Origin of the sequence: Brachybacterium sp. YJGR34, from assembly GCF_003347015.1 — a bacterium.
Lineage (GTDB): Bacteria > Actinomycetota > Actinomycetes > Actinomycetales > Dermabacteraceae > Brachybacterium.
Genome location: NZ_PNFB01000015.1, coordinates 61,097 through 87,765, shown reverse-complemented (window position 1 = coordinate 87,765; position 26,669 = coordinate 61,097). Strand labels below are relative to the sequence as shown.

The window sequence follows — 26,669 nt, the reverse complement described above, 5'->3', positions numbered from 1 at the left end:
GGGCGCAGACCGTCCCGGCCCGACGGGACGGAGGACCCAGGAGGAGCCATGATGGCCGACCGCCGCGTGCTGACCCTGCCCGACGCCGAGATCGTCCACCATCTCCACGGCCCCGTGCCGTCGGCGGACGGCGACCCCGTCCTGCTCATGATCGGCCAGCCGATGACCTCCGAGGGGTTCTCCGAGCTCGCGGACGCGATGCCGGGGCGCTCGGTGGTCACCTACGACCCTCGGGGCCTGGGGGAGAGCACCCGCAGCGACGGGAGCGACGTCAACGACCCCCGGATCCAGGCGGAGGACCTCCACGCGCTGATCGGAGAGCTCGGGGGCCCGGTCGACGTGTTCGGCAGCAGCGGCGGCGCGGTCGCCGGCCTCGCCCTCGTCGCGGCCCACCCGGAGGACGTGCGCGTGCTCGTGGCGCATGAACCGCCGGTGCTCGGCGTCCTCCCGGACGCCGAGGCGGCCGAGCAGGCGAACGCCGCCGTCGGCCGCGCCTACCAGGAGCAGGGCTGGGGTGCCGGCATGGCGGCGTTCCTCGGCATGGCGATGTGGCAGGGAGAGTTCACCGAGGAGTACGCCGCCCGGCCCCTCCCGGATCCGGCCGCGTTCGGGCTGCCCGTCGAGGACGACGGCTCGCGAGACGATCCGCTGCTCTCCGGGACGAGCGCACCGGTCACCGGGTTCAGGCCGGACCTCGACACGCTCCGTGCCTCCACGTCCACGATCGTGATCGCCGTCGGCGAGCAGACCGGACAGGCGCTCACCGCGCGCACCGCACGCGCGCTGGCCGCGCTGCTCGGCCAGGAGGCCGTGGTCTTCCCCGGAGACCACGGGGGGTTCACGCGGCAGAGCCCGGATGGTCCCGGGGACCCGGTGGCCTTCGCCGACCGGCTGCGCGAGGTGATCGCGGACGCCGTCGCCTGAGCGCCCAGCGGCGGGCCCTGCGACGACGACGGGCCCCTCCGCCGTGCGGAGAGGCCCGTCCTCGCCCGTGAGGGCCGTTCCTGCGGGGTGCTCAGACCCGGCCGGTGATCACGGCCTGCTTGACCTCCGCGATGGCCTTGGTCACCTGGATCCCGCGGGGGCAGGCCTCGGTGCAGTTGAAGGTGGTGCGGCAGCGCCACACGCCCTCCTTGGAGTTGAGGATCTCCAGGCGCTGCTCGCCCGCGTCATCGCGCGAGTCGAAGATGAAGCGGTGCGCGTTGACGATCGCGGCGGGCCCGAAGTACTGCCCGTCGGTCCAGAACACCGGGCACGAGGAGGTGCACGCGGCGCACAGGATGCACTTGGTGGTGTCGTCGAAGCGCTCGCGCTCCTCGGCGGACTGCAGACGCTCGCGGCTGGGCTCCTGGCCGCCCGCGACCAGGAACGGCATGACCTCGCGGTAGGAGTCGAAGAACGGCTCCATGTCCACGATGAGGTCCTTCTCCACCGGGAGCCCCTTGATGGGCTCGACGGTGATCGGCTTGGAGATGTCCAGGTCCTTCAGCAGCGTCTTGCAGGCCAGACGGTTGCGGCCGTTGATCCGCATCGCGTCGGAGCCGCACACGCCATGGGCACAGGAGCGGCGGAAGCTCAGCGAGCCGTCCAGGTGCCACTTGATCTCGTGCAGCGCATCCAGCACGCGGTCGGTGCCGTGCATCGTGACGGTGAAGTCCTGCCAGTGGGCGCCCTGGGTGGTGTCGGGATCGAAGCGCGCGATCCGCATGGTCACCTGGAACGAGGGGATCTCACCCGCACCGGCGTCGGCCTGGGGCTTCTCGGCAACAGCAGTCATCAGAAGGTGCGCTCCTTGGGCTCGTAGCGGGTGATCACGACGGGCTTGGTGCCCAGACGGATGTCGGTGCCCTCCTCGCCCTCCTCACCGGGAAGGGTGCGGTAGGCCATCGTGTGCGCGAGGTAGTTGACGTCGTCGCGGCTCTCGTAGTCCTCGCGGAAGTGGCCGCCGCGGGACTCCTTGCGGTGCAGGCTGCCCAGCGCCACGATCTCGGCCAGGTCCAGCAGGAAGCCCAGCTCCACGGCCTCCATGAGGTCGAGGTTGTAGCGGCGGCCCTTGTCCTGGATGGCGACCGTCTCGTAGCGCTTCTTGAGCTCCGCGATGCCCGCCAGCGCCGTCCGGCAGGTCTCGTCGGTGCGGAACACCTGGACGTTGGCGTCCATGAGCTCCTGGAGATCGGAGCGGATGTCGGCGATGCGGTCCTCCGTCGCCGGGCGGTCGCGCAGGCGCTGGAGCAGCTCCACGGTGGGCTGCTCGAGGCCCTCGGGCAGCTCGGCCAGCTCCACCGTCGCGGCGTGCTCGGCGGCGGCGATGCCGGCACGCTTGCCGAAGACATTGATGTCCAGCAGCGAGTTGGTGCCCAGGCGGTTGCCTCCGTGGACCGACACGCACGCCGTCTCGCCCGCGGCGTAGAGACCGGGGATGACGTCGGTGGCATTGGCGAGCACCTCGCCGCGGATGTTCGTCGGGATCCCGCCCATCGCGTAGTGCGCGGTGGGGAAGACGGGCACCGGCTCGGTGTACGGCTCGACGCCCAGGTAGGTGCGGGCGAACTCCGTGATGTCCGGGAGCTTGGCGTCGATGTGCGCCGGCTCCAGGTGCGTGAGGTCCAGCAGGACGTAGTCCTTCTTGGGGCCGACGCCCCGCCCCTCCCGCACCTCGTTGGCCATGGCACGGGCCACCACGTCGCGGGGGGCGAGATCCTTCAGAGTGGGGGCGTAGCGCTCCATGAAGCGCTCCATGTTCGCGTTGCGCAGGATCCCGCCCTCGCCGCGGGCGGCCTCGGAGAGCAGGATGCCCAGGCCCGCGAGGCCCGTGGGATGGAACTGGAAGAACTCCATGTCCTCCAGCGGGATGCCGCGGCGGAAGGCCATCGCGGGGCCGTCGCCGGTGAGGGTGTGGGCGTTCGAGGTGGTCTTGAAGATCTTGCCGAAGCCGCCCGAGGCGAAGACGACGGACTTCGCGCGGAAGATGTGGATCTCGCCGGTGGCCAGCTCGTAGGTCACCACGCCGGAGGCGCGCACGCCCTCGTCGCTGCGGGGATCACCGGTCATGAGCACGTCGAGCACGTAGTACTCGTTGAAGAAGTCCACCTCCTGCTTCACGCAGTTCTGGTAGAGCGTCTGGAGGATCATGTGGCCGGTGCGGTCCGCGGCGTAGCAGGCGCGGCGCACGGGCGCCTCGCCGTGCTCCCGGGTGTGGCCGCCGAAGCGACGCTGGTCGATCCGGCCCTCGGGGGTGCGGTTGAAGGGCAGGCCCATCCGCTCCAGGTCGAGCACCGCGTCGATGGCCTCCTTGGCCATGACCTCGGCGGCGTCCTGGTCCACGAGGTAGTCGCCGCCCTTGACGGTGTCGTAGGTGTGCCACTCCCAGTTGTCCTCCTCGACGTTGGCGAGGGCCGCGCACATGCCGCCCTGCGCCGCGCCGGTGTGGGAGCGGGTGGGGTAGAGCTTCGTGACGACGGCGGTGCGGGCGCGCTGGGAGGACTCCAGGGCGGCGCGCATCCCTGCGCCGCCGGCGCCGACGATCACCACGTCGTAGTTATGGGTCTGCATGTCGGGTGACTGCTCCGTTTCGGGTCGACCGGGAAGTGGGGTGGCGGCCGGTCCGTGGGAGCGGCGGCCGCGGGGAGGTGGGGCCTCAGCCCTCGCAGAAGGAGGGCAGGAGGCTGGGCTCGGCGCCGACGGGGCAGGGATCGAAGGTGAAGATCACCAGGGTGCCCAGCACGATCGTCACCACGACCGCGACGTACAGCAGCCCCTTGAGCACGAGGCGCAGGCGGGGGCCGCGGGCGTAGTCGCTGATGATCGTGCGCACGCCGTTGCCGCCGTGGAGGAGGCCCAGCCAGAGCATCAGCAGGTCCCAGACCTGCCAGAACGGGGAGGCCCACTTGCCGCCGACGAAGGCGAAGTCGATGCCCTTGACCCCCTCGCCGAGCCAGAGGTTCACGAAGAGATGACCGAAGACGAGGATCACCAGCAGCACGCCCGAGGCGCGCATGAACATCCACGAGAGCATCTCGGTGTTCACGCCGCGCTGGCCGGTGCGGCGGTAGCGGGTGCTGGGGTCGGGAATGGCGGTCTGCGCGCTCATGATCAGCCTCCGAACATGTGCATGAGGTGGCGGGGGAGGAAGCCGGCCATGAGGACGACCCACGCGATGACGACGCCCCAGAACATGCCGCGCTGATGCGTGGTGCCCTTCGACCAGAAGTCCACCAGGATGATCCGCAGGCCGTTCAGGGCGTGGAACAGGATCGCGCCGACCAGGCCGACCTCGCCGAGGCCGAACACCACTGTCTTGTAGTGGCCGATCACCTCGTTGTAGGCCTCGGGGGAGACGCGGACGAGAGCGGTGTCCAGGACGTGCACCAGCAGGAACAGGAAGATGAGCATTCCTGAGATGCGGTGTGCGACCCAGGACCACATGCCCTCGCGTCCGCGATAGAGCGTCCCGGATTGGGCTGAAGCCACGGAGTTCCTCCAGAAGCGTCGGGATGGCGCCGGGGTCTGGGATGCGGGTGCCGCTCTGCGCCGCGCCGCCCTGGGTGCACTGCTTCGGACGGCCGTCGCGGGCGTGCCGCCCACCGGGCGACCGTTTCACGACACGGCGACATCATCATCGCCCCCGACAGGGGCGAGTTCAGCTTAGCACCAGGTGGCGCGCGGATTGCGCACGGGCGGGCGTGCTGCGGCGGGTGTCTCGGACGTCATCGCAGGGCGATCCGGACGCGGATACGCTGGACAGATGCCCGAGGCCCCCTTCGTCCCCGTGATCCCCGCCGGAGGTGCCGGCGCCCGACTGTGGCCGCTCTCACGGCGCGCCCGGCCCAAGTTCCTGCTCGACCTGACGGGCACGGGGCGGACCCTGCTGCAGCAGACGGTGGACCGTCTCCTCCCGCTCTCGGACCGCCCGCCGCTGGTGGTCACCGGTGCTGCGCACGCCGCTGCGGTCGCCGAGCAGCTCGGACAGCCGGCACCGGGCGGAGCGGGCGCGCCCACGGACGGGCCCGCCCGGGTGGTGGTGGAGCCGACCCCCCGCAACTCCATGCCGGCCATCGCCCTGGCCGCCGCGCTGGTGGAGCGCGAGGACCCGGAGGCCGTGATCGGCTCCTTCGCCGCCGATCACCTGATCGGCGACACCCGGGCCTTCGGCGAGGCGGTCGCGGCCGCCCGCGAGGCGGCGGAGCTGGACTACCTCGTGACCCTGGGCATCGCGCCCACTTCCCCGGCGACCGGCTTCGGCTACATCGAGCAGCACCGCCCCGGCGCGGGGGAGAGCCCGGGCCCCGGGGAGGATCCCGCGCTGCGGGCCGTCGGCGCCCATGGGGTGCGGCGCTTCGTGGAGAAGCCGGACCGGGAGCGCGCCGAGCAGTTCCTCGCCACCGGAGGCTTCCTGTGGAACGCCGGCATGTTCGTGGTCCGCGCCCGCGTGCTGCTCGACGAGCTCGCCGCGCAGATCCCGCCCTTGGCCGAGGGCGTCCGAGAGATCGCGGCCGCCCAGGGCACACCCGCCGCCGACGAGGTGCTCGCCGCGGTGTGGCCGCGCCTGACCGCCATCGCGATCGACCACGCCCTGGCCGAGCCGCTCGCCGAGCGGGGCCGGGTCGCGGTGGTGCCCGCCGCCTTCGACTGGGACGACGTCGGCGACTTCGCGGCCCTCGCCCGCCAGCTGCGCGAGCACGGCGCGCGCCGCGCGGGCGAGGGGGCCGACGGCGACGTCCGGGTGCTGGGCGGCGCCGAGGTCGATGCCATCTCCTCCCGGGCCACGGTGTACGGTGCCACCGATCGCCGCATCGCCCTGGTCGGGCTGGACGGCATCAGCATCGTCGACACCGAGGACGCGCTGCTGGTGCTCGACGACGAGTCGGCGCAGGACCTCTCCGCGCTCGTCGCCCGCTTCGACGCACAGGGCCTGGGCCACCTGCGCTGACGCGGTGCCGTGCGGCGGCCACGGCCGGTGGCCGCCACGAGGGGAACAGGAAGTGGACAGGTGGAGCAGACGCAGCAGGTCTTGCTGGGCACCCCGGAGCAGCGCTCGATGCTGGGGCCGGAGGGCCTGATCGCCCGGAGCGTGCGGGAGAGGTCCGAGGAGCTCAGCGCGGTGCGACGTCATCTCCACCGCCATCCCGAGCTCTCCCACGAGGAGCACGCCACCACCGAGTTCGTCCTCGAGCACCTCGCCGCGCTGGGTCTGTCCCCGCGGCGGCTGCGCTCCACCGGCGTGCTCTGCGACATCCCGGGCTCCGATCCGCGCCTGGCGCCGATCGCGCTGCGCGCGGACATGGACGCGCTCGGCATTCCCGAGCTCACCGCCGTCTCCTACCGCTCCGCCGTCGAGGGCGTCTCCCACGCCTGCGGGCACGACGTCCACATGAGCGCGGTGCTCGGCGCCGCCATGGCGCTGGTGCGGGTCGCGGACGCCGGGGCGCTGCGCCGGGGTGTGCGCCTGATCTTCCAGCCCTCGGAGGAGATGCACCCCTGCGGGGCGCTCGACCTCATCGCCCAGGGCGTCCTCGAGGGCGTCGACTCGATCCTCGCCCTGCACTGCGATCCGGGGGTCGACGTCGGCCACATCGGCCTCAAGACCGGGCCCATCACCTCGGCGACCGATCCGGTGCGGATCGAGGTGCGCGGGGCGGGCGGCCACACCTCACGGCCGCACCTCACCCAGGACCTGGTCTATGCACTGGGGTCGATCGCCACCCAGCTGCCGGCCGCGCTCACCCGGCGGATGGACCCGCGCTCCGGGGTGAACCTGACCTGGGGGAGCATCCACGCCGGCTCCGCCTTCAACGCGATCCCCTCCAGCGGCACCCTGGAGGGGACGCTCCGCTGCCTGGACCACGAGGCCTGGGACCGGGCCGAGGAGCTGCTGGAGTCCGTGCTCGCGGACCTCGTGCGCCCCTGGGGTGTCGAGGCGAGCGTCACCCACGAGCGGGGCGTGCCGCCGGTGGCCAACTCCGCCCGGAGCGTCGAGGTCCTCGGCGCGGCGGTCGGCGGCGTGCTGGGGCGCGAGAACCTCGATCCCACCGCGCAGTCCCTCGGCGGCGAGGACTTCGCCTGGTACCTCGAGAAGGTGCCCGGCGCGCTGGCGCGGCTGGGGACCCGTACCCCCGGCGGGCGCACCTACGACCTGCACATGGGCGACCTCATGATCGACGAGCGCGCGATCGGCATCGGCGCGTCCGTGCTCGCCGCCGCCTGCGTCCAGCGGGACCTGCTGCCCGCCTGAGCACGGAGCCCGCGGCATCCCGCTCGGCCGCGGATGCTCCTGCGACCGGCGCGCCTGTGGCAGGCTGAGGACGGCCCGCCCGCCGCGAGGACCCGAACGCCCCGAGCCGGGGCGAAGGAGGAGCACCCATGACCGGAGCCGAGACCGACCGCTTCGAGCAGCTGCTCGAGGTGGCCCGCGAGATCGCCCAGCGCGCCTACGCCCCCTACTCCCGCTACCGGGTGGGCGCCGCGGCCCTCGTCGACGACGGCCGCATCGTCGCCGGCTGCAACGTGGAGAACGCCGGGTACGGGGTCACCCTCTGCGCGGAGTGCGGACTGATCAGCGATCTCGTCGCGGGAGGCGGCGGCCGGCTGACCGCCTTCGTCTGCGTCGACGGCGCGGGCGCGGTGATCATGCCCTGCGGTCGCTGCCGCCAGCTGCTGTCCGAGCACGCGGATCCCGCCCTGCGGATCCTCACCCCCCGCGGCATCCTCGGGATGGACGCCGTGCTGCCCCAGGCCTTCGGACCCCACGACCTCGAGGAGACGAGCACATCATGACCACTCCCGCCCCCACCGTCGAGCCGCACGACGCCGTCGACATCCTCCGCGCCAAGCGCGACGGCCGCGCCCTGGACGACGGCCAGATCGACTGGGTGATCGATGCCTACACCCGCGGCGTCGTCGCCGAGGAGCAGATGGCCGCTCTGGCCATGGCGATCTTCCTGCGCGGCATGGAACGGCGCGAGATCGCCCGCTGGACCGCCGCCATGATCGCCAGCGGCGAGCGGATGGACTTCAGCGCCCTGTCGAAGCCCACCACGGACAAGCACTCCACCGGCGGCGTGGGGGACAAGATCACCCTGCCGCTGGCACCGCTGGTGGCCTCCTTCGGCGTCGCGGTGCCGCAGCTCTCCGGCCGCGGGCTGGGCCACACCGGCGGCACCCTCGACAAGCTCGAGGCGATCCCCGGCTGGCGCGCCGATCTCACCACCGAGCAGATGATGGCGCAGCTCGAGAGCGCAGGCGCGGTCATCTGCGCGGCCGGCGCCGGCCTCGCCCCGGCGGACAAGAAGCTCTACGCGCTGCGCGACGTGACCGGCACCGTGGAGTCCATCCCCCTCATCGCCTCCTCGATCATGTCCAAGAAGATCGCCGAGGGCACCGCCGCGCTGACCCTCGACGTCAAGACCGGCGCGGGCGCCTTCATGACGGACGAGGCCGAGGCGCGCGAGCTCGCCCGCACCATGGTCGAGCTCGGCACCGACGCCGGGGTGCGCACCGTCGCGCTGCTGACGGACATGTCCGCGCCCCTGGGACGCACCGCCGGCAACGCCCTCGAGGTGCGCGAGTCGCTCGAGATCCTCGACGGGGGCGGTCCCGACGACGTCCGCGAGCTGACCTGCGCGCTGGCGACCGAGATGCTCGAGGCCGCCGGGGTGCGCGATGCGGACGTGGAGGCCGCGCTCGCCGACGGCCGGGCCATGGACTCCTGGCGGGCGATGATCACGGCGCAGGGCGGCGACGTCGACGCGCCGCTGCCCCGTGCGCGGCACGTCGAGGAGCTGCGGGCCGAGGAGGACGGCATCGTCTCCGGGCTGGATGCGATGGGCGTGGGCGTCGCGGCCTGGCGTCTGGGCGCCGGCCGCTCCCGGCCCGGCGAGTCGGTGCAGGCGGCGGCCGGGGTGGAGATCCTCCGCCACCACGGCGAGGAGGTGCGGTCCGGGGACGTGCTGGCACGGCTGCACACCGACACCCCGGAGCGGGTGGAGCGCGCGGTGCAGGCGATCGAGGGGGCGTGGACGCTCTCCGCCCCCGGGACTCCGGTGCCGCCCCGTCGGATCCTCCGCGACCGGATCGCCTGAGCGGGCCCCGGGCTCGGGACGGACGGCCGATGTCGATCTCGTCTCCGAGCCCGCAGGCGGAGTGGAAACCCCTGCGCGTCGATCGCACAGTGGGGGCATGCGCATCGCCCGTGGTCTGCCCCTGCTCGCCCTGTCCGTGCTGCTCCTCGGCGGCTGCGCGGACGACCCCGCCGGCACCGAGTCGCCCCGCCCGGGCGTGACGGCGGGGTCCTCGGACGGCGGCGGTGCCTCGGACGGCGGCGGCTCCGACGGCGAGTCCGATGCCGACCGGGCCGCGGATGCCGACGGGGTCGCGGGCCCCGCGGCCGCGTCCCTGACCCTGACCACCTCCGAGGGCACGACGACCCTCGCGCTGACCGAGGTGCGCTGCTCGGGCGCGCCGGGGGAGATCCGGCACCTGATCGGCACCTCCGATGACCAGCCGCCCCTGGTGGAGCTGACCCCGGGAGAGTTCGTCATGGTGAAGCTCGGCCAGGAGCGCCCGTACAGGGCCACCGATCCGGGCGGCGTGGCCCTCGGGCAGGACGGCGTCACCTTCGCGGGGACCACGGTGGGCGGGGCCACCCTGGACGGCACCGTGACCTGCACCCGCTGGAACGACTGAGCCTCGTTCCGCGACGCGGCGCCGCGACGGGGCGGGGGCTCAGCCCCCGTCCGTCACCGTGAGCCGCTCCCGCAGCGCGGGCAGGATGTGCTCGGTCATGAGGGGCGCCAGGCGGGCGCCGACGCCCGGGTCGGCGACCGGCACCCAGCGGTGGTCGGCCAGCTCGGCCCGGACCGCGAGCGGCTCCGGGAGCACGGCCCGCGTGGTCCAGACCGTGGAGCGCACCCGGGTGTCGGGCTCGTTCGCGGCGACGGCCTCGTAGTCGCCCAGCGGCGCGAGGTCCGAGGGCGCCAGGCGCACCCCGATCTCCTCCTCGCACTCCCGCACCGCCGCGTCGAGCGCGGACTCCCCGGGCTCGAGCTTCCCGCCGACCTGCATGTAGGAGCCGGTGCCGCGCTTGCGCACCGCGAGCACCTCGGCCCCGGCGGCCCCGTCGCGCAGGAAGCACACCGCGGTGATCGAGAGGATCCGCTGCCGGTGGTCGGCGCCGTGAAGATGCCGCTCGGCCTCGGCGCAGGCGGTGAGGACGTGGATCCAGCGGGCCGCCTCGTGCAGCCGCATCGGGCGCATGCCCGCCCCGATCCACGCGGAGACGTCGCCGCGCTGCGTGCGTGCCAGCGACCAGCCGCGCCGCAGGAGGGTCAGGGGCGCCTTGCGGTGCTCGCGCAGGTCCCGGGCCCCGCGCAGCGCGAAGACGACCGGTGCGGGGCGATCCAGCACCAGGGCGTCGGCGAGCAGGCCGGCCGCTCGCAGGGGTGCGATGAGCTCCGCGGCGAAGATGCCCTCGGCGATCAGCAGCGGCGCGGTCCCGGCCTCGAGCCGGGCGGTGCCCACCCGGCGCGAGTCCGGGATCGAGTAGGAGGGGATCTCCGCGGCGCCGTCATGGGCGAGGGCCGTGAGCGCCTCGAGCGCCGCGCCCGCGTTCCAGGAGGCCGGATCGTCCCAGTCCACGATGCCGAAGCGGCGCGGGAGCCCCGGCTCGTCATGATCACGGTAGAACTCGTCGAGCGGGAGGACCGGGAGGTCGGAGCGCCGCGACAGCTCGCCCTTGCCGCTGCCCGAGGGGCCGGCGAGCAGGATGATCCGACGGGGCGGGCGGGGGCGGGGTCCGGTGGCGGTCACGAGCGAGAAGTCTAAGCCCCGGGGCGGTCCGTCGGCGGCGAGGGCGTGGTGAGGTGATGCGAGGCGCCGCGGAGTCTGCCAGGATCGGTGCATGACCCGCCTGGACAACGCCGCGCTCGCCGGCCTCATCGACCACACCCTGCTCAAGCCCGAGGCCACCGCGGCCGACGTCACCGCCCTCCTGCGCGAGGCGGAGGCGCTGGGCACCTACTCCGTCTGCGTCTCTCCCTCGATGCTCCCCGTGACGACCACCGTGAAGGTCGCGACGGTGTGCGGCTTCCCCTCGGGACAGCACGCCCCCGCGGTCAAGGCCGCCGAGGCCGCCGACTCCGCGGCCAAGGGCGCCGACGAGATCGACATGGTCCTGAACGTCGGTCTGCTGCGCGCCGGGGACCACGCCGCGGTGGAGGAGGAGATCCGGGCGGTGCGCACGGCGGCGCCGGCTCCGGTGCTGCTCAAGGTGATCATCGAGTCCGCCGCGCTGACCGACGAGCAGATCGTCGCGGCCTGCGGGGCGGCCGAGCGCGCGGGCGCCGACTTCGTGAAGACCTCCACCGGCTTCCATCCGGCGGGCGGTGCGAGCGAGCACGCCGTGCGCCTCATGCGCCGGACGGTCGGCGACCGGCTGGGGGTCAAGGCCTCCGGCGGGATCCGCACCCGGGAGGCGGCCGAGGCCATGGTCGCCGCGGGCGCCGACCGCCTGGGGGTCTCCTCCTCCCGCGCGATCCTCGAGGGCGGCACGGGCTCGGGGTACTGACCCGGCACGGCGCCCGCCGGACCACCGGCGCGGGCGGCGGAGGCCGTTCTCAGGCAGGCAGCAGCAGCGCCCGGAGCTCGTCCTGCAGCGCCTCCAGACGCGCCGCGGCGCGGCGGCGCATCGCCCCGATCTCCTCCGCGCCGGCCCGCTCGGGCACGGGGGAGACGACCTCGAGGTAGCACTTGAGCTTGGGCTCGGTGCCCGAGGGGCGCACCACCACGCGGGTGTCGTCCGCGCTGCGCAGCAGCAGGCCGTCCGTCGGCGGCAGGCCCGTCGTCCCCACGGAGCCCTGGGCGAGGTCCTGGACCGCGAGGATCTCCGAGCCCACCAGCTCCGCCGGCGGGGCGGTGCGCAGCCGCTCCATCATCGCCGGGAGGCGGGAGAGGTCCTCGACCCGCAGGGAGAGCTGCGCGGTGGAGAACAGCCCGTGGGCGCGTGCGAGCTCGTCCAGGCGGTCCACCAGCGTGGTGCCGGCGGCCCGGGCGCGTGCCGCCATCTCCGCGACCATGAGCGCCGCGGAGAGCCCGTCCTTGTCCCGCACCACCTCCGGCAGCACGCAGTAGCCGATGGCCTCCTCGTAGCCGAAGCCGAGGCCCGGGGCGCGGGCGATCCACTTGAAGCCGGTCAGGGTCGCGGCCGCCTCCGCCCCGGCCGCGCGGGCGATCCGGTCCAGCCAGCGGCTGGAGACGATCGAGCGCGCCATCGTGCCCCGGCGGTCGTGCCGGCGCAGCAGGTGGTCGCCCAGCAGCACACCCAGCTCGTCGCCGGTGAGCATCCTCCAAGCGCCGAGGTGGGGGTCGACCACCGCCGCGGCGCAGCGGTCGGCATCGGGATCGTTGGCGATCACCACATCGGCCTCGACGGAGCGGGCCAGCTCGAGGGCGAGGTCGATCGCGCCGGGCTCCTCCGGGTTCGGGAAGGCGACGGTGGGGAAGTCGGGATCGGGATCGGCCTGCTTGGCGACCGGATGGACGTCGACGAAGCCGCTGCGGTGCAGGGCGGCGAGCGCCGGCTCGGTGCCCACGCCGTGCAGCGCGGTGTGCACGATCCGCACCTCCCGCGGCCCGTCGGGATCCGGCAGGGCGCAGATCGCCGCGAGGTACTCCTCGCGCAGCTCCTCGCCCAGCGTCCCGATCCGGTCCGTCGACGGCGCGGCGACGGGGATGCCGGCCACGGGGCCGACGGCGGCGATGCGGGCGGCGATCTGCGCGTCCGAGGGCGGCACGATCTGCACGCCCCGGCCGTCCGCCGGGACGGCCCGGCCCCCGAGGTAGACCTTGTACCCGTTGTCGGCCGGCGGATTGTGGGAGGCGGTGACGACGATGCCGGCGTCGGCCTCCAGGTGCCGCACGGCGAAGGCGATCAGCGGGGTGGGTCCGCTGCGCTCCAGCAGACGCACCCGGCAGCCCGCCGCGGCGAGGATCCCCGCCGAGCGCCGGGCGAAGTCCTCGGAGCGATGGCGGGCGTCGTACCCGATGACCACCAGCGGCTCCGCGAGGTCGAGGTCGTGGCGGAGGTGATCGGCCAGGCCCCGCGCCGCCCGCGAGACCACGGCGAGGTTCATCCGGTGCGGGCCGGGCCCCATGCGTCCGCGCAGACCGGCGGTGCCGAACTCGAGGTCCGCGCTGAAGGCGTCGGCGATCTCCGCCGCGGCCTCCTCCTCGCCCGCCTCGGCGTGCTCCAGCAGCTGCTCCAGGGCGGCGCGGGTGCCGGGGTCCGGATCGTCGGCGATCCAGTCCCGGGCCCGTCCGCGCAGCGCCTCCGTCAGGGTCATGCCGGCTCCTCGGTGATGCGGCGGACGGTCTGGGCGAGCAGCCGGGAGATCCGCGGGCCGGCCTCGCGGCCCGCCGCCAGCACCTCCTCGTGGCTCAGGGCCTCGCCGCTGATCCCGGCGGCGAGGTTGGTGACCAGGGAGATGCCCAGCAGGTCCATCCCCGCCTCGCGCGCGGCGATCGCCTCCAGCGCCGTGGACATCCCCACCAGGTGCGCACCCAGGATCCGCGCCATCTGCACCTCGGCCGGGGTCTCGTAGGAGGGGCCCGCGAACTGCATGTAGACCCCCTCGTCCAGGCCCGGATCGATCTCGCGGGCGATCTGGCGCAGCGCGGGGGTGTACAGATCGGTCATGTCCACGAAGTTCGCGCCGGTCAGAGGGGTGGCACCGGTGTGGTTGATCTGGTCCGAGATCAGGATCGGGGTGCCGGGGGACCACGAGGGATCGATGCCGCCGCAGCCGTTGGTGAGCACCATCGTGCGGGCCCCGGTCGCGGCCGCGGTGCGGACGCCGTGGACGACGGCGTCCACGCCCGCGCCCTCGTAGAAGTGGGTGCGGGCGCCGAGCACGAGCGCATGGGCGCCGCTGCCTGCGACGCGGACCGAGCGCAGGGTGCCCACGTGGCCGGCCACGGCCGGCGGCCGGAAGCCGGGGACGGTGGTGGCATCGGCCTGCCAGACGGTCTCGCCGAGCAGATCGGCGGCGCCGGACCACCCCGACCCGAGCACGAGGGCCAGGTCATGGGAGGGGATGCCGCTGGCCTCGGCGATCGCGGCGGCGGCGTCGCGGGCGAGCTGGTACGGATCGGCGGGCACTGCAGTGGAGGAGGTCATGAGGGCAAGGTAGCGCAGGCACCTGTCCCTCCGGGAGCCGAGCGGACCCCCGATCCCGGACGTGTGCGCCACAATGAGGGGGTGAGCGATCCCACCACCGCCCTGCCCCCGGATCCGTACCGGCTCCCGAGCGCGAGCGCACGGGTGGTGATCCTCGGCGGCGGGCCGGGCGGCTACGAGGCCGCGCTCACCGCCGCCCGCCACGGCGTGGAGACCGTGCTCATCGAGGAACGGGGGATCGGCGGCGCCGCCGTGCTCACCGACGTGGTGCCCTCCAAGACCCTCATCGCCACCGCCGAGGTGCTCGACTTGGTGGCCGGCTCCCAACGTCTGGGCCTGCGCGATGCGGACACCGGCGCGGCACCGACGGCGGAGACCCTCGACGTCGACCTCGCCGCCGTCAACCACCGCGTCCGGGAGCTGGCCACCGCCCAGTCCGAGGACATCCGCCACCGCCTGATCGCGATGGGGGTGCGCGTCCTCGACGGCCGCGGGCGCCTCGTGGGCCAGGACCGGGTGGAGGTCCGCGACGCCCACGGCGCCGTGCTCGAGGTCCTCGAGGCCGAGGTGATCCTGCTCGCCGTCGGCGCCCGTCCCCGCGAGCTGGACACCGCGCCCTGCGACGGGGAGCGGATCCTGAACTGGACCCAGCTGTACGCGCTCGAGGAGCTGCCCGAGCACCTCGTCGTGGTCGGCTCCGGGGTGACCGGCGCCGAGTTCGCGAGCGCCTATCGCGCCCTGGGCAGCGAGGTCACCCTGGTCTCCTCCCGCGAGAAGGTGCTGCCGGGCACCGACGCCGACGCCGCCGACGTGCTCGAGGACGCCTTCGCCCGCCGCGGCGTCACCGTGCGCTCCCGCTCCCGCGCCGCCTCCGCGCGACGCACCGCCGACGGGGTGGTCGTCACCCTGACCTCCGGGGAGGAGCTGGCCGGGAGCCATGTGCTGATGGCGATCGGCGGCCTCCCCCGCACCGGCGACCTGGGACTCGAGGAGGCAGGCGTGCGGGTGACGGACAGCGGCCACCTCGAGACCGACCGCGTCTCCCGCACCTCCGTGCGGGGGATCTATGCGGCCGGGGACTGCACCGGCGTGCTCCCGCTCGCCTCGGTCGCCGCGATGCAGGGCCGGACCGCGATGCACCACGCCCTCGGGGACGCGGTCTCGCCGCTGATCATCTCGCAGGTCTCCTCCGCGATCTTCACCAGCCCCGAGATCGCCGTGGTGGGTGTGGGGGAGGAGACCGTGCGCAGCGGCGAGGTGGCCGGCGAGGTGCTGACGCTGGGGCTGGACACCAACCCGCGGGCGAAGATGCAGGGGATCACCGAGGGCTTCGTGAAGCTCATCGTCCGGCCCGGCTCGCACACGGTCCTGGGGGCGGTGGTGGTCGCGCCCCGCGCGAGCGAGCTGATCCTGCCCTACACGCTCGCGCTCGCCCACCGGCTCACCGCGGAGCAGGTCGCGGGGACCTCCACGGTCTACCCCTCGCTGAGCGGCTCGCTGGCCGAGGTGGCCCGGCAGCTGGACGGCGATCCCTCGCGCTGAGGCAGCACGTCGATCAGGCTGTGCAGACTGCCTGATCTCCTACCGCTCGCGAGCTCGCAGCACGTCGATCAGGCTGTGCCGTTGGACTGATCTCCTGCCGCTCGCGAGCTCGCAGCACGTCGATCAGGCTGTGCAGACTGCCTGATCTCCTACCGCTCGCGAGCTCGCAGCACGTCGATCAGTCGTCGACCGAGCAGAGCACGGCGCCGGCGGAGACGGTCGCGCCGATCTCGGCGGTCAGGCCGGAGACCACACCGGAGCGGTGGGCGGTGATGGGCTGCTCCATCTTCATCGCCTCGAGCACCACCAGCAGGTCGCCGTCGGCGACGGTCTGCCCCTCCTCGGCGACCACCTTGACGATGGTGCCCTGCATGGGAGCGGTCACGGAATGGTCGCCTGCAGCGGACTCGCCGGCACCGCGGTGCTGGCGCTTGCGGCGCTGGCGGACCGCGGCCTGCGGAGCGCGCAGCGAGGCAGGCAGGGAGATCTCGACCCGTCGGCCGTCGACCTCGACCACCACGGCCTCGCGGTCCTCGGGCTCCTCGGGCTGCGCCGGCAGCGGGGCGGCCGGCAGATCGCCCGCGAACTCGGTCTCGATCCAGCGGGTGTGGACGGTGAAGGGCTGCTCGGGATCCTCGGGCGCGAAGGCCGGGTCCTCGACGACGGCGGCGTGGAAGGGAAGCACCGTGGGGATGCCCTCGACGCGGAACTCCGCGAGCGCGCGGCGGGAGCGCTCGAGCGCCTCCTGGCGGGTGGCGCCGGTGACCACGAGCTTGGCGAGCATGGAGTCGAAGGCCCCGGAGATCTCGTCCCCGGCGCGGACGCCGGAGTCGATGCGGACGCCGGGGCCCGAGGGCACCTCGTAGCGCTGGATGCGACCGGGGGCGGGCATGAATCCACGCCCCGGGTCCTCGCCGTTGATGCGGAACTCGAAGGAATGGCCGCGCGCAACCGGGTCCTCGCTGCTGATCCTCTCGCCGGCCGCGATGCGCAGCTGCTCGCGGACCAGGTCCACGCCGGCGACCTCCTCGGTGACCGGGTGCTCGACCTGGAGGCGGGTGTTCACCTCGAGGAAGGAGATGGTGCCGTCGGCTCCCACGAGGAACTCGCAGGTGCCGGCGCCCACGTAGCCGGCCTCGCGCAGGATCGCCTTCGAGGAGGAGACCAGCTGTGCCTGCTGCTGGGAGCTGAGGAAGGGCGCGGGCGCCTCCTCGACGAGCTTCTGGTGGCGACGCTGCAGCGAGCAGTCGCGGGTCGAGACCACCTGGACGTTGCCGTGCATGTCCGCGAGGCACTGGGTCTCCACGTGGCGGGGCGAATCCAGGTAGCGCTCCACGAAGCACTCGCCGCGTCCGAAGGCGGCGGTCGCCTCGCGCACGGCGGAGTCGAACAGCTCCCGCACCTCGGACTCGTCGCGGGCCACCTTGAGGCCGCGGCCGCCGCCGCCGAAGGCGGCCTTGATCGCGATCGGCAGGCCGTTCGCGCGCGCGAAGTCCACGACCTCGTCGGAGTTCTTGACCGGGTCCTTGGTGCCGGCCACCAGCGGGGCGCCGGCCTTCTGCGCGATGTGGCGGGCGGAGACCTTGTCGCCCAGCTTCTCGATCGCCTCGGGGGAGGGACCGATCCAGGTCAGCCCCGCGTCGATGACGGCCTGGGCGAAGTCCGCGCGCTCGGAGAGGAAGCCGTAGCCGGGGTGGATCGCGTCGGCGCCCGAACGGTGCGCGATGTCCAGGATCTTGTCGACCACCAGGTACGAGCCGGCGGCGGTGGTGCCGCCCAGGGCGTAGGCCTCATCGGCGATCTGGGTGTGCAGCGCATCGCGATCCGGGTCCGCGTAGACGGCGACGGAGCGGAGTCCGGCGTCCCGGCAGGCCCGTGCGATCCGCACCGCGATCTCCCCACGGTTGGCGATGAGCACCGTGGACAGGGGGCGGGGCTTGACGGGGCGAGAGGCCATGGGCGGGAGTTCCTTCCGGGAGTCGGCAGGGGCCGAGTCTAGTACTGCGCGCGGGCCCGGCGGTCCAGGCGCGGCGGAGTGAGGGACGTGCCACGGGTCGGCGGCGCGGAGATGCCGTTCAGCCGCCGGCGGGCGGAGCGGTGCGCGCCTCGTCCCACAGCTCGTGCACGCCGATCCCGATCTCCGCGAGCATCCGGCGCAGCAGCGGCAGGGACAGGCCCACGACCGCATGCGGATCGCCCTCGATCCGTTCGATGAAGGGTCCGGCCATGCCGTCGATCGTGAAGCCGCCCGCCACGCCCAGCGGCTCGCCGGTGGCGACGTAGGCGTCGATCTCCTCGTCGTCGAGCGCGGCGAAGGTGATCTCGCAGCTCGCGGTCGCGCCGAAGGTCGCGCCGGTGCCGCCGTCGACCGCATCGCGGTCGTCGACGATCCAGTGCCCGGAGTGCAGCACCCCGGTGCGGCCCCGCATCGCGCGCCAGCGGGCGGCGGCGCGCTCCGCGGTGTGCGGCTTGCCGATCACCTCGCCGTCCAGCTCGAGCATCGAATCGCAGCCCAGCACCACGTAGCCGCCCTCGCTGCGGGAGGTCGCCGCGTGCGCCTTCTCCCGCGCGAGCAGCAGGACCTCCTCGGCAGCGGTCGGGACCTCCTCGGGAGCCCCGGCGGCGGCGCGCTCGCGCGCGGCGGCGAGGATCCCGTCCTCATCGAGGTCGACGGGGAGGGTGGAGTGCTCGATGCCGGCGGCGCGCAGGGTGGCGCGGCGTCCGGCCGAGGCCGAGGCGAGCAGCAGCAGCGGCTCGTGGTCGAGCTCCGGCGCGGTCGGGGGAGCGGTCGGGAGAGTGGTCATCGCAGGGCCTCCTGGAGGACGGACAGGGGCAGGCTGCCGAGCTCGAGGGCGCGGCGGTGGAAGTCACGGGCAGGCTCGGAGGAGGCGGCGCGCAGGTCCTCCCAGACCCGCTGGCCGTGGGTGTAGGACGGCGCCTGGCCGGGCCAGCCCAGGTAGCGGTGCAGCTCGAAGCGCTGCTCGGCCTCGGTGACGCCCCAGTGGGCGCTCATGAAGTCCCAGGCCGACGAGTAGGTCCATGCCCCGCCCGCGGAGCCGGCGAGCCCCTCCGGCATCGGCAGGGAGCAGTGCAGGCCGATGTCCAGGACCACGCGGCCGGCGCGCAGGCGCTGCGCATCGAGCATGCCCAGCCGGTCGCCGTCGTCGTCGAGATGGCCCAGCTGCTCCATGAGCCGCTCGGCGTACAGGGCCCAGCCCTCGCCGTGGCCGGAGACCCAGCACATCATCGCGCGCCACCGGTTCAGCTGCGCTCCCTGCATCGTCTGCGTGCCCACCTGCAGGTGGTGGCCCGGAACGCCCTCGTGATAGACGGTCGTGGTCTCCAGCCAGGTGCGGAACTCGGTGGTCCCCGCGGGAACGTCCCACCACATGCGGCCGGGCCGGGTGAGGTCCTCGCTGGGGCCCGTGTAGTAGATGCCGCCGGAACCGGTCTGCGCGATCCGGCACTCGAGGCGGCGCAACGGCTCGGGGATGTCGAAGTGGGTGCCGGCCAGCTCCTCGATCGCCCGGTCGCTGAGGTCCTGCATCCAGGCCCGCAGCGCGTCGGTGCCGTGGAGGATCCGGGCCGGATCACGGTCCAGCGCCTGCTTCGCCGCGGCCACCGAGCGTCCGCCTCCGGTGCCATGGGCGGCGTTGATCCGGCCCGCCACCTCCTCCTGCTCGGCGACGATCGCGCGCAGGCGCTCGACGCCCCAGGCGTAGGTCTCCTCGAGATCGATCTCGGTGCCCAGGAAGACGGGGGAGGCGAGCGCGTAGGCGTCGCGGCCGACGGCATCGGCCTCCGGCGCCCGCGGCGCGAGCTGCTCGAGCTGCTCGGCGAGGTCGAGATAGCCGCGGGCGGCGGTGCCCGCCGCCTCCACGACGCGGGCGCGCTCGGCCCCGTCGCCGACGGCCTGCGCGGCGAAGGTGGCGAAGAAGCCGTCCGGGGCGGCGAAGCCCCGTGCCTGCTCGGCGCCCAGCAGCAGCTGACGCCGGGCGGAGAGCACGCCGTGGTCGGCGGCCTCGCGCAGGGACTCGGCCCAGGAGGACAGCGAGCGCGGCAGGGCGGCCATGCGCTCGGCGAGGATCTGCCAGTCCTCGGCGGTCGCCGTCGGCATCTGGTCGAGCACGTCCCGGCACTGCAGGGGGGAGGCGAGATTGTTGACCTGGGCGATGTCCAGGCGCTGCTCGGCACGCTCGATCTCCAGGCCCAGCCGCTCGGTGAGCGCCGCCCGGGTGACGGCATCGACCGCGTCCTCGTCCGGGACCTCGGCGGCGCGCGCCAGGAGCGTGCGGGCGGCCGCGGTGCGCTCGGCGACGGCGTCCGGGGAGAAGTCGGTGACCTCGCTGTCGTGCCCGGCGATGCCGAGCTCGGTGGCGAGGAAGGGATCCAGGCGCGCGCTGCGATCGACGTAGTCGTCGGCCAGGCGGTCCAGCGCGCTCGCGGGGCGCGCCGGGGCGGGGGAGGGCGTGGCGGGCATGCGGCGCAGTCTATGCAGTCCGGACCGGGAGGGTCGGGTCAGCGATCGGAGAACTGCCAGGCGCTCGGGGAGGGGGCCGAGCGCAGCACGTGCCCGCGGGGGTGGGTGTGCACCGGATCGGACCAGGCGCCCGCTCCCGCCCCGCGGCCCTCGGCGAGGCTGCGCTCCTCCGCCTCCAGGCGGCTGGTGACGCTCATCGCGGAGACCACCACGGCGATCGCGGCGAGCTCGTCGTCGCGCAGCGTGCCCTGGACCAGCCGGACGTCGGAGGGGTGGAGCGCAGGGGTGCCGGCGCCGCTCACAGCGGGATGTTCCCGTGCTTCTTGGTGGGCAGCGTGTCGCGCTTGGTGCGCAGGGCGCGCAGCGCGCGGGCCACCTCGATCCGGGTCTCCGCCGGGCGGATCACGCCGTCGATCCAGCCGCGCTCGGCGGCGGTGTACGGGGTGGCGAACTGCTCCTCGTACTCCGCCTCGTGGCGCGCGCGCTCGGCCTCGACGTCCCCGCCCTCCTCGGCGACCCGGCGCAGGTCGCCCCGGTGGAGGATGTTGACCGCGCCCTGGGCGCCCATCACCGCGATCTGGGCGGTGGGCCAGGCGAGGTTGATGTCCGCGCCCAGGTCCTTGGAGCCCATCACGATGTACGCGCCCCCGTAGGCCTTGCGGGTGATGACGGTCACCAGGGGGACCGTCGCCTCCGCGTAGGCGTACAGCAGCTTCGCCCCGCGGCGGATGATGCCGCTGAACTCCTGGTCCGTGCCGGGCAGGAAGCCGGGGGTGTCCACGAAGGTCAGCACCGGGATGTTGAAGGAGTCGCACAGGCGCACGAACCGCGCCGCCTTCTCGGAGGCGTCGATGTCCAGGGTGCCGGCGAAGTGGGAGGGCTGGTTGGCGATGATGCCCACGCTGTAGCCCTCGACGCGGCCGAAGCCCACCACGATGTTCTGCGCGAAGTTCTCGTGGACCTCGAGGAACTCCCCGTCGTCCAGCACCGCGCGCAGCACCGCGATCATGTCGTAGGGCTGGTTCGGGGAATCGGGGATCAGCGCGTCCAGCGAGGTGTCCGTGGGCGTGGGGCTCTGCTCGAAGGCCACGGGGAACGAGGGCGCCGGGCTCAGCGTGTTCGAGGGCAGGTGGCTGAGGAGGTCCTTCACGTACTCGATCGCGTCGTCCTCGTCGGGGGCCATGTAGTGGGCCACCCCCGAGCGGGTGGAATGGGTGGCGGCGCCACCGAGCTCCTCGAAGCCGACGTCCTCGCCGGTGACGGTGCGGATCACGTCCGGGCCGGTGATGAACATGTGCGAGGTCTTGCGGACCATGACCACCACGTCCGTGAGCGCGGGGGAGTACACCGCCCCGCCGGCGGCCGGGCCCATGATGAGCGAGATCTGCGGGATCACCCCGGAGGCACGGGTGTTGCGGCGCATGATGCCGCCGAAGGCGGCCAGCGAGCCGACGCCCTCCTGGATGCGGGCGCCGCCGCCGTCGAGGATGCCGATGATCGGCACCCCCGTGCTGAGGGCGAGATCCTGGATCTTCTGGATCTTGCGACCGTGCGCCTCGCCGAGCGACCCGCCGAAGACGGTGAAGTCCTGGGAGTACACGCACACCTGGCGTCCGTCGATGGTGCCGTGGCCGGTGACGATCCCGTCGCCGTCGGGGCGCTTGCGGTCGATGCCGAAGCTCCGGGCCTGATGCCGCACGAAGCGGTCGGTCTCGACGAAGGAGCCGTCGTCGAGCAGGTCGGCGATCCTCTCCCGGGCGGTCTTCTTCCCTCGGGCATGCTGCTTCTGGACCGCCACCTCGTCCGCCGCCGAGACCACGGCGGCATCACGCTCGCGGAGGTCCTGAAGTCGCTGGGCAGTGGTGAGCGGCCGCGGGGCGTCGGTCACGGAGCCTCCTGCGGCGGCCTGTGCGGCCGCCATGTTTCCGGGGAAAACGAACATCGGGATACTACGCTACGGACGTCCGACGGCGGTCGCTCCGCCGCCCGGCGGGTCCGGCGGCCGTGCTCGGTGAGGACGGCGGTCCCGAGCGGCCGCCGAGGACGGAGGCCCCGATGGGCGATGCGCTGCACGGCACGGACGGCGTCGAGAACCCGGGCGCAGCGGGCCGGAGCGGTCCGCGGCCCCCGCGCCCCCCGGCGGGCCCGTCGCCGGTGATCCACCGTCTGGACGCCGTGACCTCGACCCAGGACGAGGCGACGCGCCGCCTCGGTGTCGGCGAGGGGACGCCGTTCGCGGTCACCGCCCGGCGGCAGACGGCCGGGCGGGGCCGGCTGGGCCGTCCCTTCGCGAGCCCGGCGGGATCGATCCTCGCGCTCACCCACGTGCATCGCTCCGTGCTCGCCCCGGGGGACCGCGGCTGGATCCCGCTGGCCGCCGGTCTCGCGGCGCTGACCGCCCTCGAGGAGGTGCTCGGCGCCGACGTCGCGGGGGCCGCATCGGACGGCCCGGACCGGATCGGGCTGAAGTGGCCCAACGACGTGCACACCGCGCAGGGCCGCAAGCTCGGCGGGATCCTCGTCGAGGGGCGCGGGGCGGAGTCCGTGCTGGTCGGGATCGGGCTGAACCTGCGGGCCCCGATGCAGGACGACGGCGCGCCGGTGCCGGGCGCCGCCTGGCTGTGGGGAGAGGGCGGGATCGCCGGTGAGGACCCGGGCGTCGGGTCGGAGCAGGAGGCCCTGCGCGCCGCGCTCGAGGAGGCGCTGGTCGAGGCGCTGACGGCCGAGGTGGCGGCGCTCGAGTCCGCGGGCGGAGACGGTTCCGCCGCGGGCACATGTCAGCGTTACACTATGAGCTGCCTCACACTCGGGCGTGCCGTGCGGGTCGATCCGGTCGGGTCGGCGGGGGGAGCACCTGCCCCCTCCCTGCACGGCACAGCCCGGACGATCGACGGGCGCGGCAGGCTGGTCGTCGACCTCGAGGGGGGCGACCAGGTGGCCGTGGACGTCGGCGACGTGAGGCATCTGCGACCGGACGACCCCGTCCGGCCCACGACGGACGGCGCACCGGGCGCCGAGCAGGAGGAGCAGGGCACGTGACCGGCGGCATCGAAGACCTGGAGGGCGCGGCGCGCAGGGATGCGGCCGGCGCGGAGGACCGCGACGTCCCGACCGCGACGCAGGAGCTGCCCGATCTCTCCGCGGACACCGAGGAGCAGGGCTCCCTCGACGATCGGGAGATCCTCGAGCTCAACCGGCGCTTCGCCGCGGTGCGCCGCAGCGTCGGCGCCCTCGAGAAGGTCCTGCTGCAGGGCTCGCGGAAGTACTCCCGGCGCGACCTCGCCCGGCAGCAGGACATCCCCGAGCGGCTCACCTCGGTCTACTGGCGCGCGCTCGGCTTCACCCCGGTGGACGAGGACACCGTCGTGTTCACCGAGGAGGACGCCTATGCGATCGGGGATCTCGCGGCGATCGTCGAGGAGGGGGAGCTGTCCGAGCGTGCCTTCGCGAGCATCACCCGCGGGATGGGCTTCCACATGGGCCGGCTCGCCATGTGGATCACCGAGGCGCTGGTCGACGAGGCGAAGTATGCCGACGGCCTCGACGACGCCGAGGCGCGCCAGCGGATGCTGGACGGGATCCCGGAGCTGCTGGAGACCTTCGAGTCGCAGGTCATGTTCACCTTCCGCCGACAGCTCGCGGCGTACGCCGCGCGGGCGGGCTCCGAGGTGCTGCACCGGGGCACCGACGAGCTGTTCCCGCTGCAGCGGGCCGTCGGCTTCGCGGACCTGGTGCAGTTCACGCGTCTCGCGCAGGAGCTCCCGGGCGCCGAGCTCGCCGACATGGTGGGCCGCTTCGAGTCGCTGAGCCGCGACATCATCTCCGTGGGCGGGGGTCGTGTGGTCAAGACGGTGGGCGACGAGATCATGTTCCTCGCCGACACGCCGGAGGACGGCGCGCAGATCGCGGTCAGCCTCTCCGAGGCGCTCACCGCCTCCTCGCGACTGCCCCCGGTGCGGGTGGGGCTCGCCTGGGGATCGATGTTCTCCCGCTACGGGGACGTCTTCGGCCCCACGGTGAACCTCGCCGCCCGGATGGAGTCCGTGGCCCGCCCCGGCACCGTCGCGGTCGACGAGGAGACCGCGCAGGCCGTCGCGCGGGCGCTGCCCGGAGGGTTCTCCCTCACCGAGGGGGAGCAGGTCGAGCTCCACGGGATCGGGACGGTGCACGTGCACGAGATGGTCCGGGACCGCTCGGCGCCGCTGGACCTGGACCTGTGACCCGGCCCCGGCCGCGGCGATCGGGCCGGCGCACCCCGCGCCGCCCCCGGGCGGGCGCGCCGAGCGGGCTGAGGGCTCCCGGGAACGTCGCATCGTAGGATGGGGACCGTGACACGACTGCTTCTCGTCGAGGACGACTCGGCCATCGCTGAACCCCTCTCCCGCGCCATGGACCGGGAGGGCTACACCGTGACGCGGGCGTCGCGGGGGATGGACGCGCTCGCGATCGCCGCAGGATCCGATCCGATCGACCTGGTCATCCTGGATCTGGGCCTGCCGGACCTGGACGGGCTCGAGGTCGCGCGTCGCCTGCGCAAGGGCGGCCTCGAATCACCCATCCTCATCCTCACCGCTCGCGCCGACGAGGTCGACGCGGTGGTCGGCCTCGACGCCGGTGCCGACGACTACGTCACCAAGCCCTTCCGCCTCGGCGAGCTCCAGGCGCGCATCCGCGCCCTGATGCGCCGCTCGCAGACCACGGAGGAGTCCGGGGACACCTATGACGTCAACGGCGTGACCCTCGACGTCGCCGCGCGCCGCGCCTACGCCGACGGCGAGGAGCTGAGCCTCTCGGCCAAGGAGTACGACCTGCTCACCGTGCTGGTGCGCGAGTCCGGGAGCGTCGTGACCCGCGACGACCTGATGCGCGAGGTGTGGGGCGCCGAGTGGTGGGGCTCGACGAAGACCCTGGACATGCACATCTCGTGGCTGCGCCGGAAGCTCGGCGACGATGCCACCAACCCGCTCCGGATCACCACCGTGAGGGGAGTCGGCTTCCGCTTCGAGACCGGCCTGGAGAGCTGACGCGTGCGGCAGCGAGTGCTGCAGGCCACGATCATCACGGTCCTGCTGGCCGTCCTGCTGCTGGGCATCCCGCTGGGGTACTCCTGGCTGTCGACGACCGAGCAGAACCTCACCAACCGGGCCAACCAGATCGTCGACCAGGTGCGCATCGACACCGAGGAACGGCTCCAGGAAGGTCGGGTGATCGACGAGGCCCTGCTCCAGCGCCGCATCGACGAGCAGCCGGACCTCGACATCACCATCTCGGTCACCTACGACGACCAGACCATCACCGCGGGAGACCCCGACGGCGACTTCGCGATCCAGACCTTCACCACCGGCGCCTCCGGGCAGTCGATCACCGTGTACATCCCGCAGTCCGACGTGCGCACCCACACCGCGAGCGCCTGGGTGGTCATCTCGGTGGCCGGCCTCGCGGCGCTGTCGATCGGGATCTCCGTCGCCCTGTGGCAGGCGCAGCGGATCTCGATGCCGCTGGCGCGACTGAGCCGCCGGGCCGAGGAGATGGGCTCCGGGCGTGCCCGCGGGCCCTGGCAGGACTCCGGCATCGCCGAGATCGACGACGTCGCCGAGGAGCTCACCCGCTCCGGGGCCATGCTCACCGAGCGCCTCGAGGCCGAGAGCCGGCTCGCCTCCGACGCATCCCATCAGCTGCGCACGCCGCTGACCGCCCTCTCGATGCGGCTCGACGAGATCCTCGCGACGAGCTCCGAGGAGTGGGTGCGCGAGGAGGCCCGCATCTCCCTCGAGCAGATCGACCGGCTCACCGAGGTGGTCCACGACCTCATCAACGCCCCGCGCTCCTCGCAGCGCCGCACCCCGGGCGTGGTCGAGCTGCGCAGCGTCCTGACCCAGCAGAGCGAGGAGTGGTCCCCGGCGTACCGGCGCGCCCATCGGGAGCTGCGGATCCAGGTCCCGCGCAGCGCGGCGGTGTGGGGCTCCCAGGGCCCGCTGACCCAGGTGATCGCGACGCTGATCGAGAACGCCCTGGTCCACGGTGCGGGCCGGACGACGGTCAAGGTGCGTCGCAACGACCACTCGACCGTGGTCGAGGTGGCCGACGAGGGCGGCGGCATCGACTCCGAGCTCGGTGCGCGCATCTTCGAGCGCTCGGTCTCCGGCCGCAGCTCGCAGGGCACGGGCGTCGGGCTGGCGCTGGCCCGCACGCTGGTCGAGGACGACGGCGGGCGCCTCGAGCTGCTCACCGAGACCCCGGCGACCTTCGGCGTGTTCCTCATCTCCGCTCCGGGCGAGGAGCGGACGGGATCCGATGACGAGGGGTCCGATCCGGCCGAGCGCCGTGGCGGCCTGCGCGGACGGATCGGTCGCTCGGCCCGGCACCCGCGCGGCGAGCACGCGGCCGAGGGGGAGGGGCGCGGCCGCTCCGCGGGCGACGACCTCGACGCCCTGCCGCAGGGGTCCGTGGTCCGGCGTCGGCCCCGCTCGCGGTCCTGAG

24 protein-coding genes are annotated in these 26,669 nt (G+C 73.7%); 12 read left to right on the top strand and 12 right to left on the bottom strand.

Features of this window, described 5'->3' with window-relative positions:
• The first annotated feature begins 48 nt into the window (after positions 1–48).
• Positions 49–924 carry an alpha/beta fold hydrolase gene (locus tag CXH06_RS13000; RefSeq protein WP_232820350.1) on the top strand — a complete coding sequence of 292 codons (876 nt, stop codon included), beginning with the start codon at positions 49–51 and terminating at the stop codon, positions 922–924.
• 91 nt (positions 925–1,015) lie between these two features.
• Here CXH06_RS13000 and CXH06_RS12995 read toward each other — a convergent pair whose 3' ends face one another.
• The 4 genes from CXH06_RS12995 to sdhC all read right to left on the bottom strand — a co-directional run bounded on the left by CXH06_RS12995 (position 1,016) and on the right by sdhC (position 4,470).
• On the bottom strand, positions 1,016–1,777 hold the full coding sequence (locus CXH06_RS12995) for a succinate dehydrogenase iron-sulfur subunit (RefSeq protein WP_114855625.1): 762 nt from the start codon (positions 1,775–1,777) through the stop codon (positions 1,016–1,018).
• The gene (gene sdhA, locus CXH06_RS12990) at positions 1,777–3,552 is read right to left on the bottom strand and encodes a succinate dehydrogenase flavoprotein subunit (RefSeq protein WP_114855624.1); all 1,776 of its coding nucleotides are present in this window, start codon (positions 3,550–3,552) and stop codon (positions 1,777–1,779) included. The genes CXH06_RS12995 and sdhA overlap by 1 nt, the downstream gene beginning before the upstream one ends.
• Before the next feature lie 85 nt (positions 3,553–3,637).
• On the bottom strand, positions 3,638–4,090 hold the full coding sequence (gene sdhD / locus CXH06_RS12985) for a succinate dehydrogenase, hydrophobic membrane anchor protein (protein ID WP_114855623.1): 453 nt from the start codon (positions 4,088–4,090) through the stop codon (positions 3,638–3,640).
• 2 nt (positions 4,091–4,092) lie between these two features.
• A complete protein-coding gene (sdhC, locus tag CXH06_RS12980) occupies positions 4,093–4,470 on the bottom strand; it encodes a succinate dehydrogenase, cytochrome b556 subunit (protein ID WP_114855622.1) in 378 nt (125 codons plus the stop codon).
• A 274-nt stretch (positions 4,471–4,744) separates the two neighbouring features.
• Here sdhC and CXH06_RS12975 point away from each other — a divergent pair, with 274 nt between their 5' ends.
• From CXH06_RS12975 to CXH06_RS12955, 5 genes are all read left to right on the top strand, one after another.
• Complete coding sequence (locus CXH06_RS12975) at positions 4,745–5,929, top strand: mannose-1-phosphate guanylyltransferase (RefSeq protein ID WP_114855621.1); 1,185 nt, start codon at positions 4,745–4,747, stop codon at positions 5,927–5,929.
• Between the two features lie 60 nt (positions 5,930–5,989).
• The gene (locus CXH06_RS12970; protein ID WP_114855620.1) at positions 5,990–7,231 is read left to right on the top strand and encodes a M20 family metallopeptidase; all 1,242 of its coding nucleotides are present in this window, start codon (positions 5,990–5,992) and stop codon (positions 7,229–7,231) included.
• 128 nt (positions 7,232–7,359) lie between these two features.
• Positions 7,360–7,773, top strand: coding sequence for a cytidine deaminase (locus CXH06_RS12965; RefSeq protein ID WP_114855619.1), 414 nt, complete (start codon positions 7,360–7,362; stop codon positions 7,771–7,773).
• Positions 7,770–9,077, top strand: coding sequence for a thymidine phosphorylase (locus tag CXH06_RS12960; protein ID WP_114855618.1), 1,308 nt, complete (start codon positions 7,770–7,772; stop codon positions 9,075–9,077). The genes CXH06_RS12965 and CXH06_RS12960 overlap by 4 nt, the downstream gene beginning before the upstream one ends.
• Before the next feature lie 97 nt (positions 9,078–9,174).
• The gene (locus CXH06_RS12955) at positions 9,175–9,681 is read left to right on the top strand and encodes a hypothetical protein (RefSeq protein WP_114855617.1); all 507 of its coding nucleotides are present in this window, start codon (positions 9,175–9,177) and stop codon (positions 9,679–9,681) included.
• A 39-nt stretch (positions 9,682–9,720) separates the two neighbouring features.
• Here the strand turns inward: CXH06_RS12955 and CXH06_RS12950 are convergent, their stop codons facing one another.
• Complete coding sequence (locus CXH06_RS12950) at positions 9,721–10,803, bottom strand: NUDIX domain-containing protein (RefSeq protein ID WP_232820349.1); 1,083 nt, start codon at positions 10,801–10,803, stop codon at positions 9,721–9,723.
• A gap of 91 nt (positions 10,804–10,894) precedes the next feature.
• On the opposite strand from CXH06_RS12950, the gene deoC reads away from it, so the two are divergent.
• Positions 10,895–11,560: a deoxyribose-phosphate aldolase gene (deoC, locus tag CXH06_RS12945; protein WP_114855615.1), complete on the top strand. Its 666-nt coding sequence runs from the start codon at positions 10,895–10,897 to the stop codon at positions 11,558–11,560.
• 49 nt (positions 11,561–11,609) lie between these two features.
• Here deoC and CXH06_RS12940 read toward each other — a convergent pair whose 3' ends face one another.
• Both CXH06_RS12940 and CXH06_RS12935 read right to left on the bottom strand, forming a co-directional pair.
• Complete coding sequence (locus tag CXH06_RS12940; protein ID WP_114855614.1) at positions 11,610–13,334, bottom strand: phospho-sugar mutase; 1,725 nt, start codon at positions 13,332–13,334, stop codon at positions 11,610–11,612.
• Positions 13,331–14,167 carry a purine-nucleoside phosphorylase gene (locus CXH06_RS12935; RefSeq protein WP_114855613.1) on the bottom strand — a complete coding sequence of 279 codons (837 nt, stop codon included), beginning with the start codon at positions 14,165–14,167 and terminating at the stop codon, positions 13,331–13,333. The genes CXH06_RS12940 and CXH06_RS12935 overlap by 4 nt, the downstream gene beginning before the upstream one ends.
• A gap of 81 nt (positions 14,168–14,248) precedes the next feature.
• Here CXH06_RS12935 and CXH06_RS12930 point away from each other — a divergent pair, with 81 nt between their 5' ends.
• A complete protein-coding gene (locus CXH06_RS12930; protein WP_157975733.1) occupies positions 14,249–15,709 on the top strand; it encodes an NAD(P)H-quinone dehydrogenase in 1,461 nt (486 codons plus the stop codon).
• A gap of 178 nt (positions 15,710–15,887) precedes the next feature.
• Here the strand turns inward: CXH06_RS12930 and CXH06_RS12925 are convergent, their stop codons facing one another.
• From CXH06_RS12925 to CXH06_RS12905, 5 genes are all read right to left on the bottom strand, one after another.
• On the bottom strand, positions 15,888–17,666 hold the full coding sequence (locus CXH06_RS12925) for a biotin carboxylase N-terminal domain-containing protein (protein ID WP_114855612.1): 1,779 nt from the start codon (positions 17,664–17,666) through the stop codon (positions 15,888–15,890).
• 118 nt (positions 17,667–17,784) lie between these two features.
• A complete protein-coding gene (locus CXH06_RS12920) occupies positions 17,785–18,513 on the bottom strand; it encodes a nucleoside triphosphate pyrophosphatase (protein ID WP_114855611.1) in 729 nt (242 codons plus the stop codon).
• Positions 18,510–20,189 (bottom strand): DUF885 domain-containing protein, encoded by a 1,680-nt coding sequence (locus CXH06_RS12915; RefSeq protein WP_114855610.1) that lies wholly within the window; start codon positions 20,187–20,189, stop codon positions 18,510–18,512. Before CXH06_RS12915 ends, CXH06_RS12920 begins: the two co-directional genes overlap by 4 nt.
• Before the next feature lie 38 nt (positions 20,190–20,227).
• Positions 20,228–20,491 (bottom strand): acyl-CoA carboxylase epsilon subunit, encoded by a 264-nt coding sequence (locus CXH06_RS12910; protein WP_114855609.1) that lies wholly within the window; start codon positions 20,489–20,491, stop codon positions 20,228–20,230.
• Complete coding sequence (locus tag CXH06_RS12905; RefSeq protein ID WP_114855608.1) at positions 20,488–22,077, bottom strand: acyl-CoA carboxylase subunit beta; 1,590 nt, start codon at positions 22,075–22,077, stop codon at positions 20,488–20,490. The genes CXH06_RS12910 and CXH06_RS12905 overlap by 4 nt, the downstream gene beginning before the upstream one ends.
• A gap of 167 nt (positions 22,078–22,244) precedes the next feature.
• On the opposite strand from CXH06_RS12905, the gene CXH06_RS12900 reads away from it, so the two are divergent.
• The 4 genes from CXH06_RS12900 (at position 22,245) to CXH06_RS12885 (ending at position 26,668) form a co-directional block, all read left to right on the top strand.
• A complete protein-coding gene (locus CXH06_RS12900; RefSeq protein WP_114855607.1) occupies positions 22,245–23,228 on the top strand; it encodes a biotin--[acetyl-CoA-carboxylase] ligase in 984 nt (327 codons plus the stop codon).
• A complete protein-coding gene (locus tag CXH06_RS12895; protein ID WP_114855606.1) occupies positions 23,225–24,409 on the top strand; it encodes an adenylate/guanylate cyclase domain-containing protein in 1,185 nt (394 codons plus the stop codon). Before CXH06_RS12900 ends, CXH06_RS12895 begins: the two co-directional genes overlap by 4 nt.
• 108 nt (positions 24,410–24,517) lie before the next feature.
• Positions 24,518–25,213: a response regulator transcription factor gene (locus CXH06_RS12890; RefSeq protein ID WP_114855605.1), complete on the top strand. Its 696-nt coding sequence runs from the start codon at positions 24,518–24,520 to the stop codon at positions 25,211–25,213.
• A 3-nt stretch (positions 25,214–25,216) separates the two neighbouring features.
• Complete coding sequence (locus CXH06_RS12885) at positions 25,217–26,668, top strand: ATP-binding protein (protein ID WP_114855604.1); 1,452 nt, start codon at positions 25,217–25,219, stop codon at positions 26,666–26,668.
• The last annotated feature ends 1 nt before the right edge of the window (position 26,669 follow it).

Coding starts and splice junctions, on each gene's coding strand:
- CXH06_RS13000 (WP_232820350.1), top strand. CDS start 49: ATGATGGCCGACCGCCGCGTGCTGACCCTGCCCGACGCCGAGATCGTC.
- CXH06_RS12995 (WP_114855625.1), bottom strand. CDS start 1,777: ATGACTGCTGTTGCCGAGAAGCCCCAGGCCGACGCCGGTGCGGGTGAG.
- sdhA (WP_114855624.1), bottom strand. CDS start 3,552: ATGCAGACCCATAACTACGACGTGGTGATCGTCGGCGCCGGCGGCGCA.
- sdhD (WP_114855623.1), bottom strand. CDS start 4,090: ATGAGCGCGCAGACCGCCATTCCCGACCCCAGCACCCGCTACCGCCGC.
- CXH06_RS12975 (WP_114855621.1), top strand. CDS start 4,745: ATGCCCGAGGCCCCCTTCGTCCCCGTGATCCCCGCCGGAGGTGCCGGC.
- CXH06_RS12965 (WP_114855619.1), top strand. CDS start 7,360: ATGACCGGAGCCGAGACCGACCGCTTCGAGCAGCTGCTCGAGGTGGCC.
- CXH06_RS12960 (WP_114855618.1), top strand. CDS start 7,770: ATGACCACTCCCGCCCCCACCGTCGAGCCGCACGACGCCGTCGACATC.
- CXH06_RS12955 (WP_114855617.1), top strand. CDS start 9,175: ATGCGCATCGCCCGTGGTCTGCCCCTGCTCGCCCTGTCCGTGCTGCTC.
- deoC (WP_114855615.1), top strand. CDS start 10,895: ATGACCCGCCTGGACAACGCCGCGCTCGCCGGCCTCATCGACCACACC.
- CXH06_RS12940 (WP_114855614.1), bottom strand. CDS start 13,334: ATGACCCTGACGGAGGCGCTGCGCGGACGGGCCCGGGACTGGATCGCC.
- CXH06_RS12935 (WP_114855613.1), bottom strand. CDS start 14,167: ATGACCTCCTCCACTGCAGTGCCCGCCGATCCGTACCAGCTCGCCCGC.
- CXH06_RS12925 (WP_114855612.1), bottom strand. CDS start 17,666: ATGGCCTCTCGCCCCGTCAAGCCCCGCCCCCTGTCCACGGTGCTCATC.
- CXH06_RS12920 (WP_114855611.1), bottom strand. CDS start 18,513: ATGACCACTCTCCCGACCGCTCCCCCGACCGCGCCGGAGCTCGACCAC.
- CXH06_RS12915 (WP_114855610.1), bottom strand. CDS start 20,189: ATGCCCGCCACGCCCTCCCCCGCCCCGGCGCGCCCCGCGAGCGCGCTG.
- CXH06_RS12900 (WP_114855607.1), top strand. CDS start 22,245: ATGGGCGATGCGCTGCACGGCACGGACGGCGTCGAGAACCCGGGCGCA.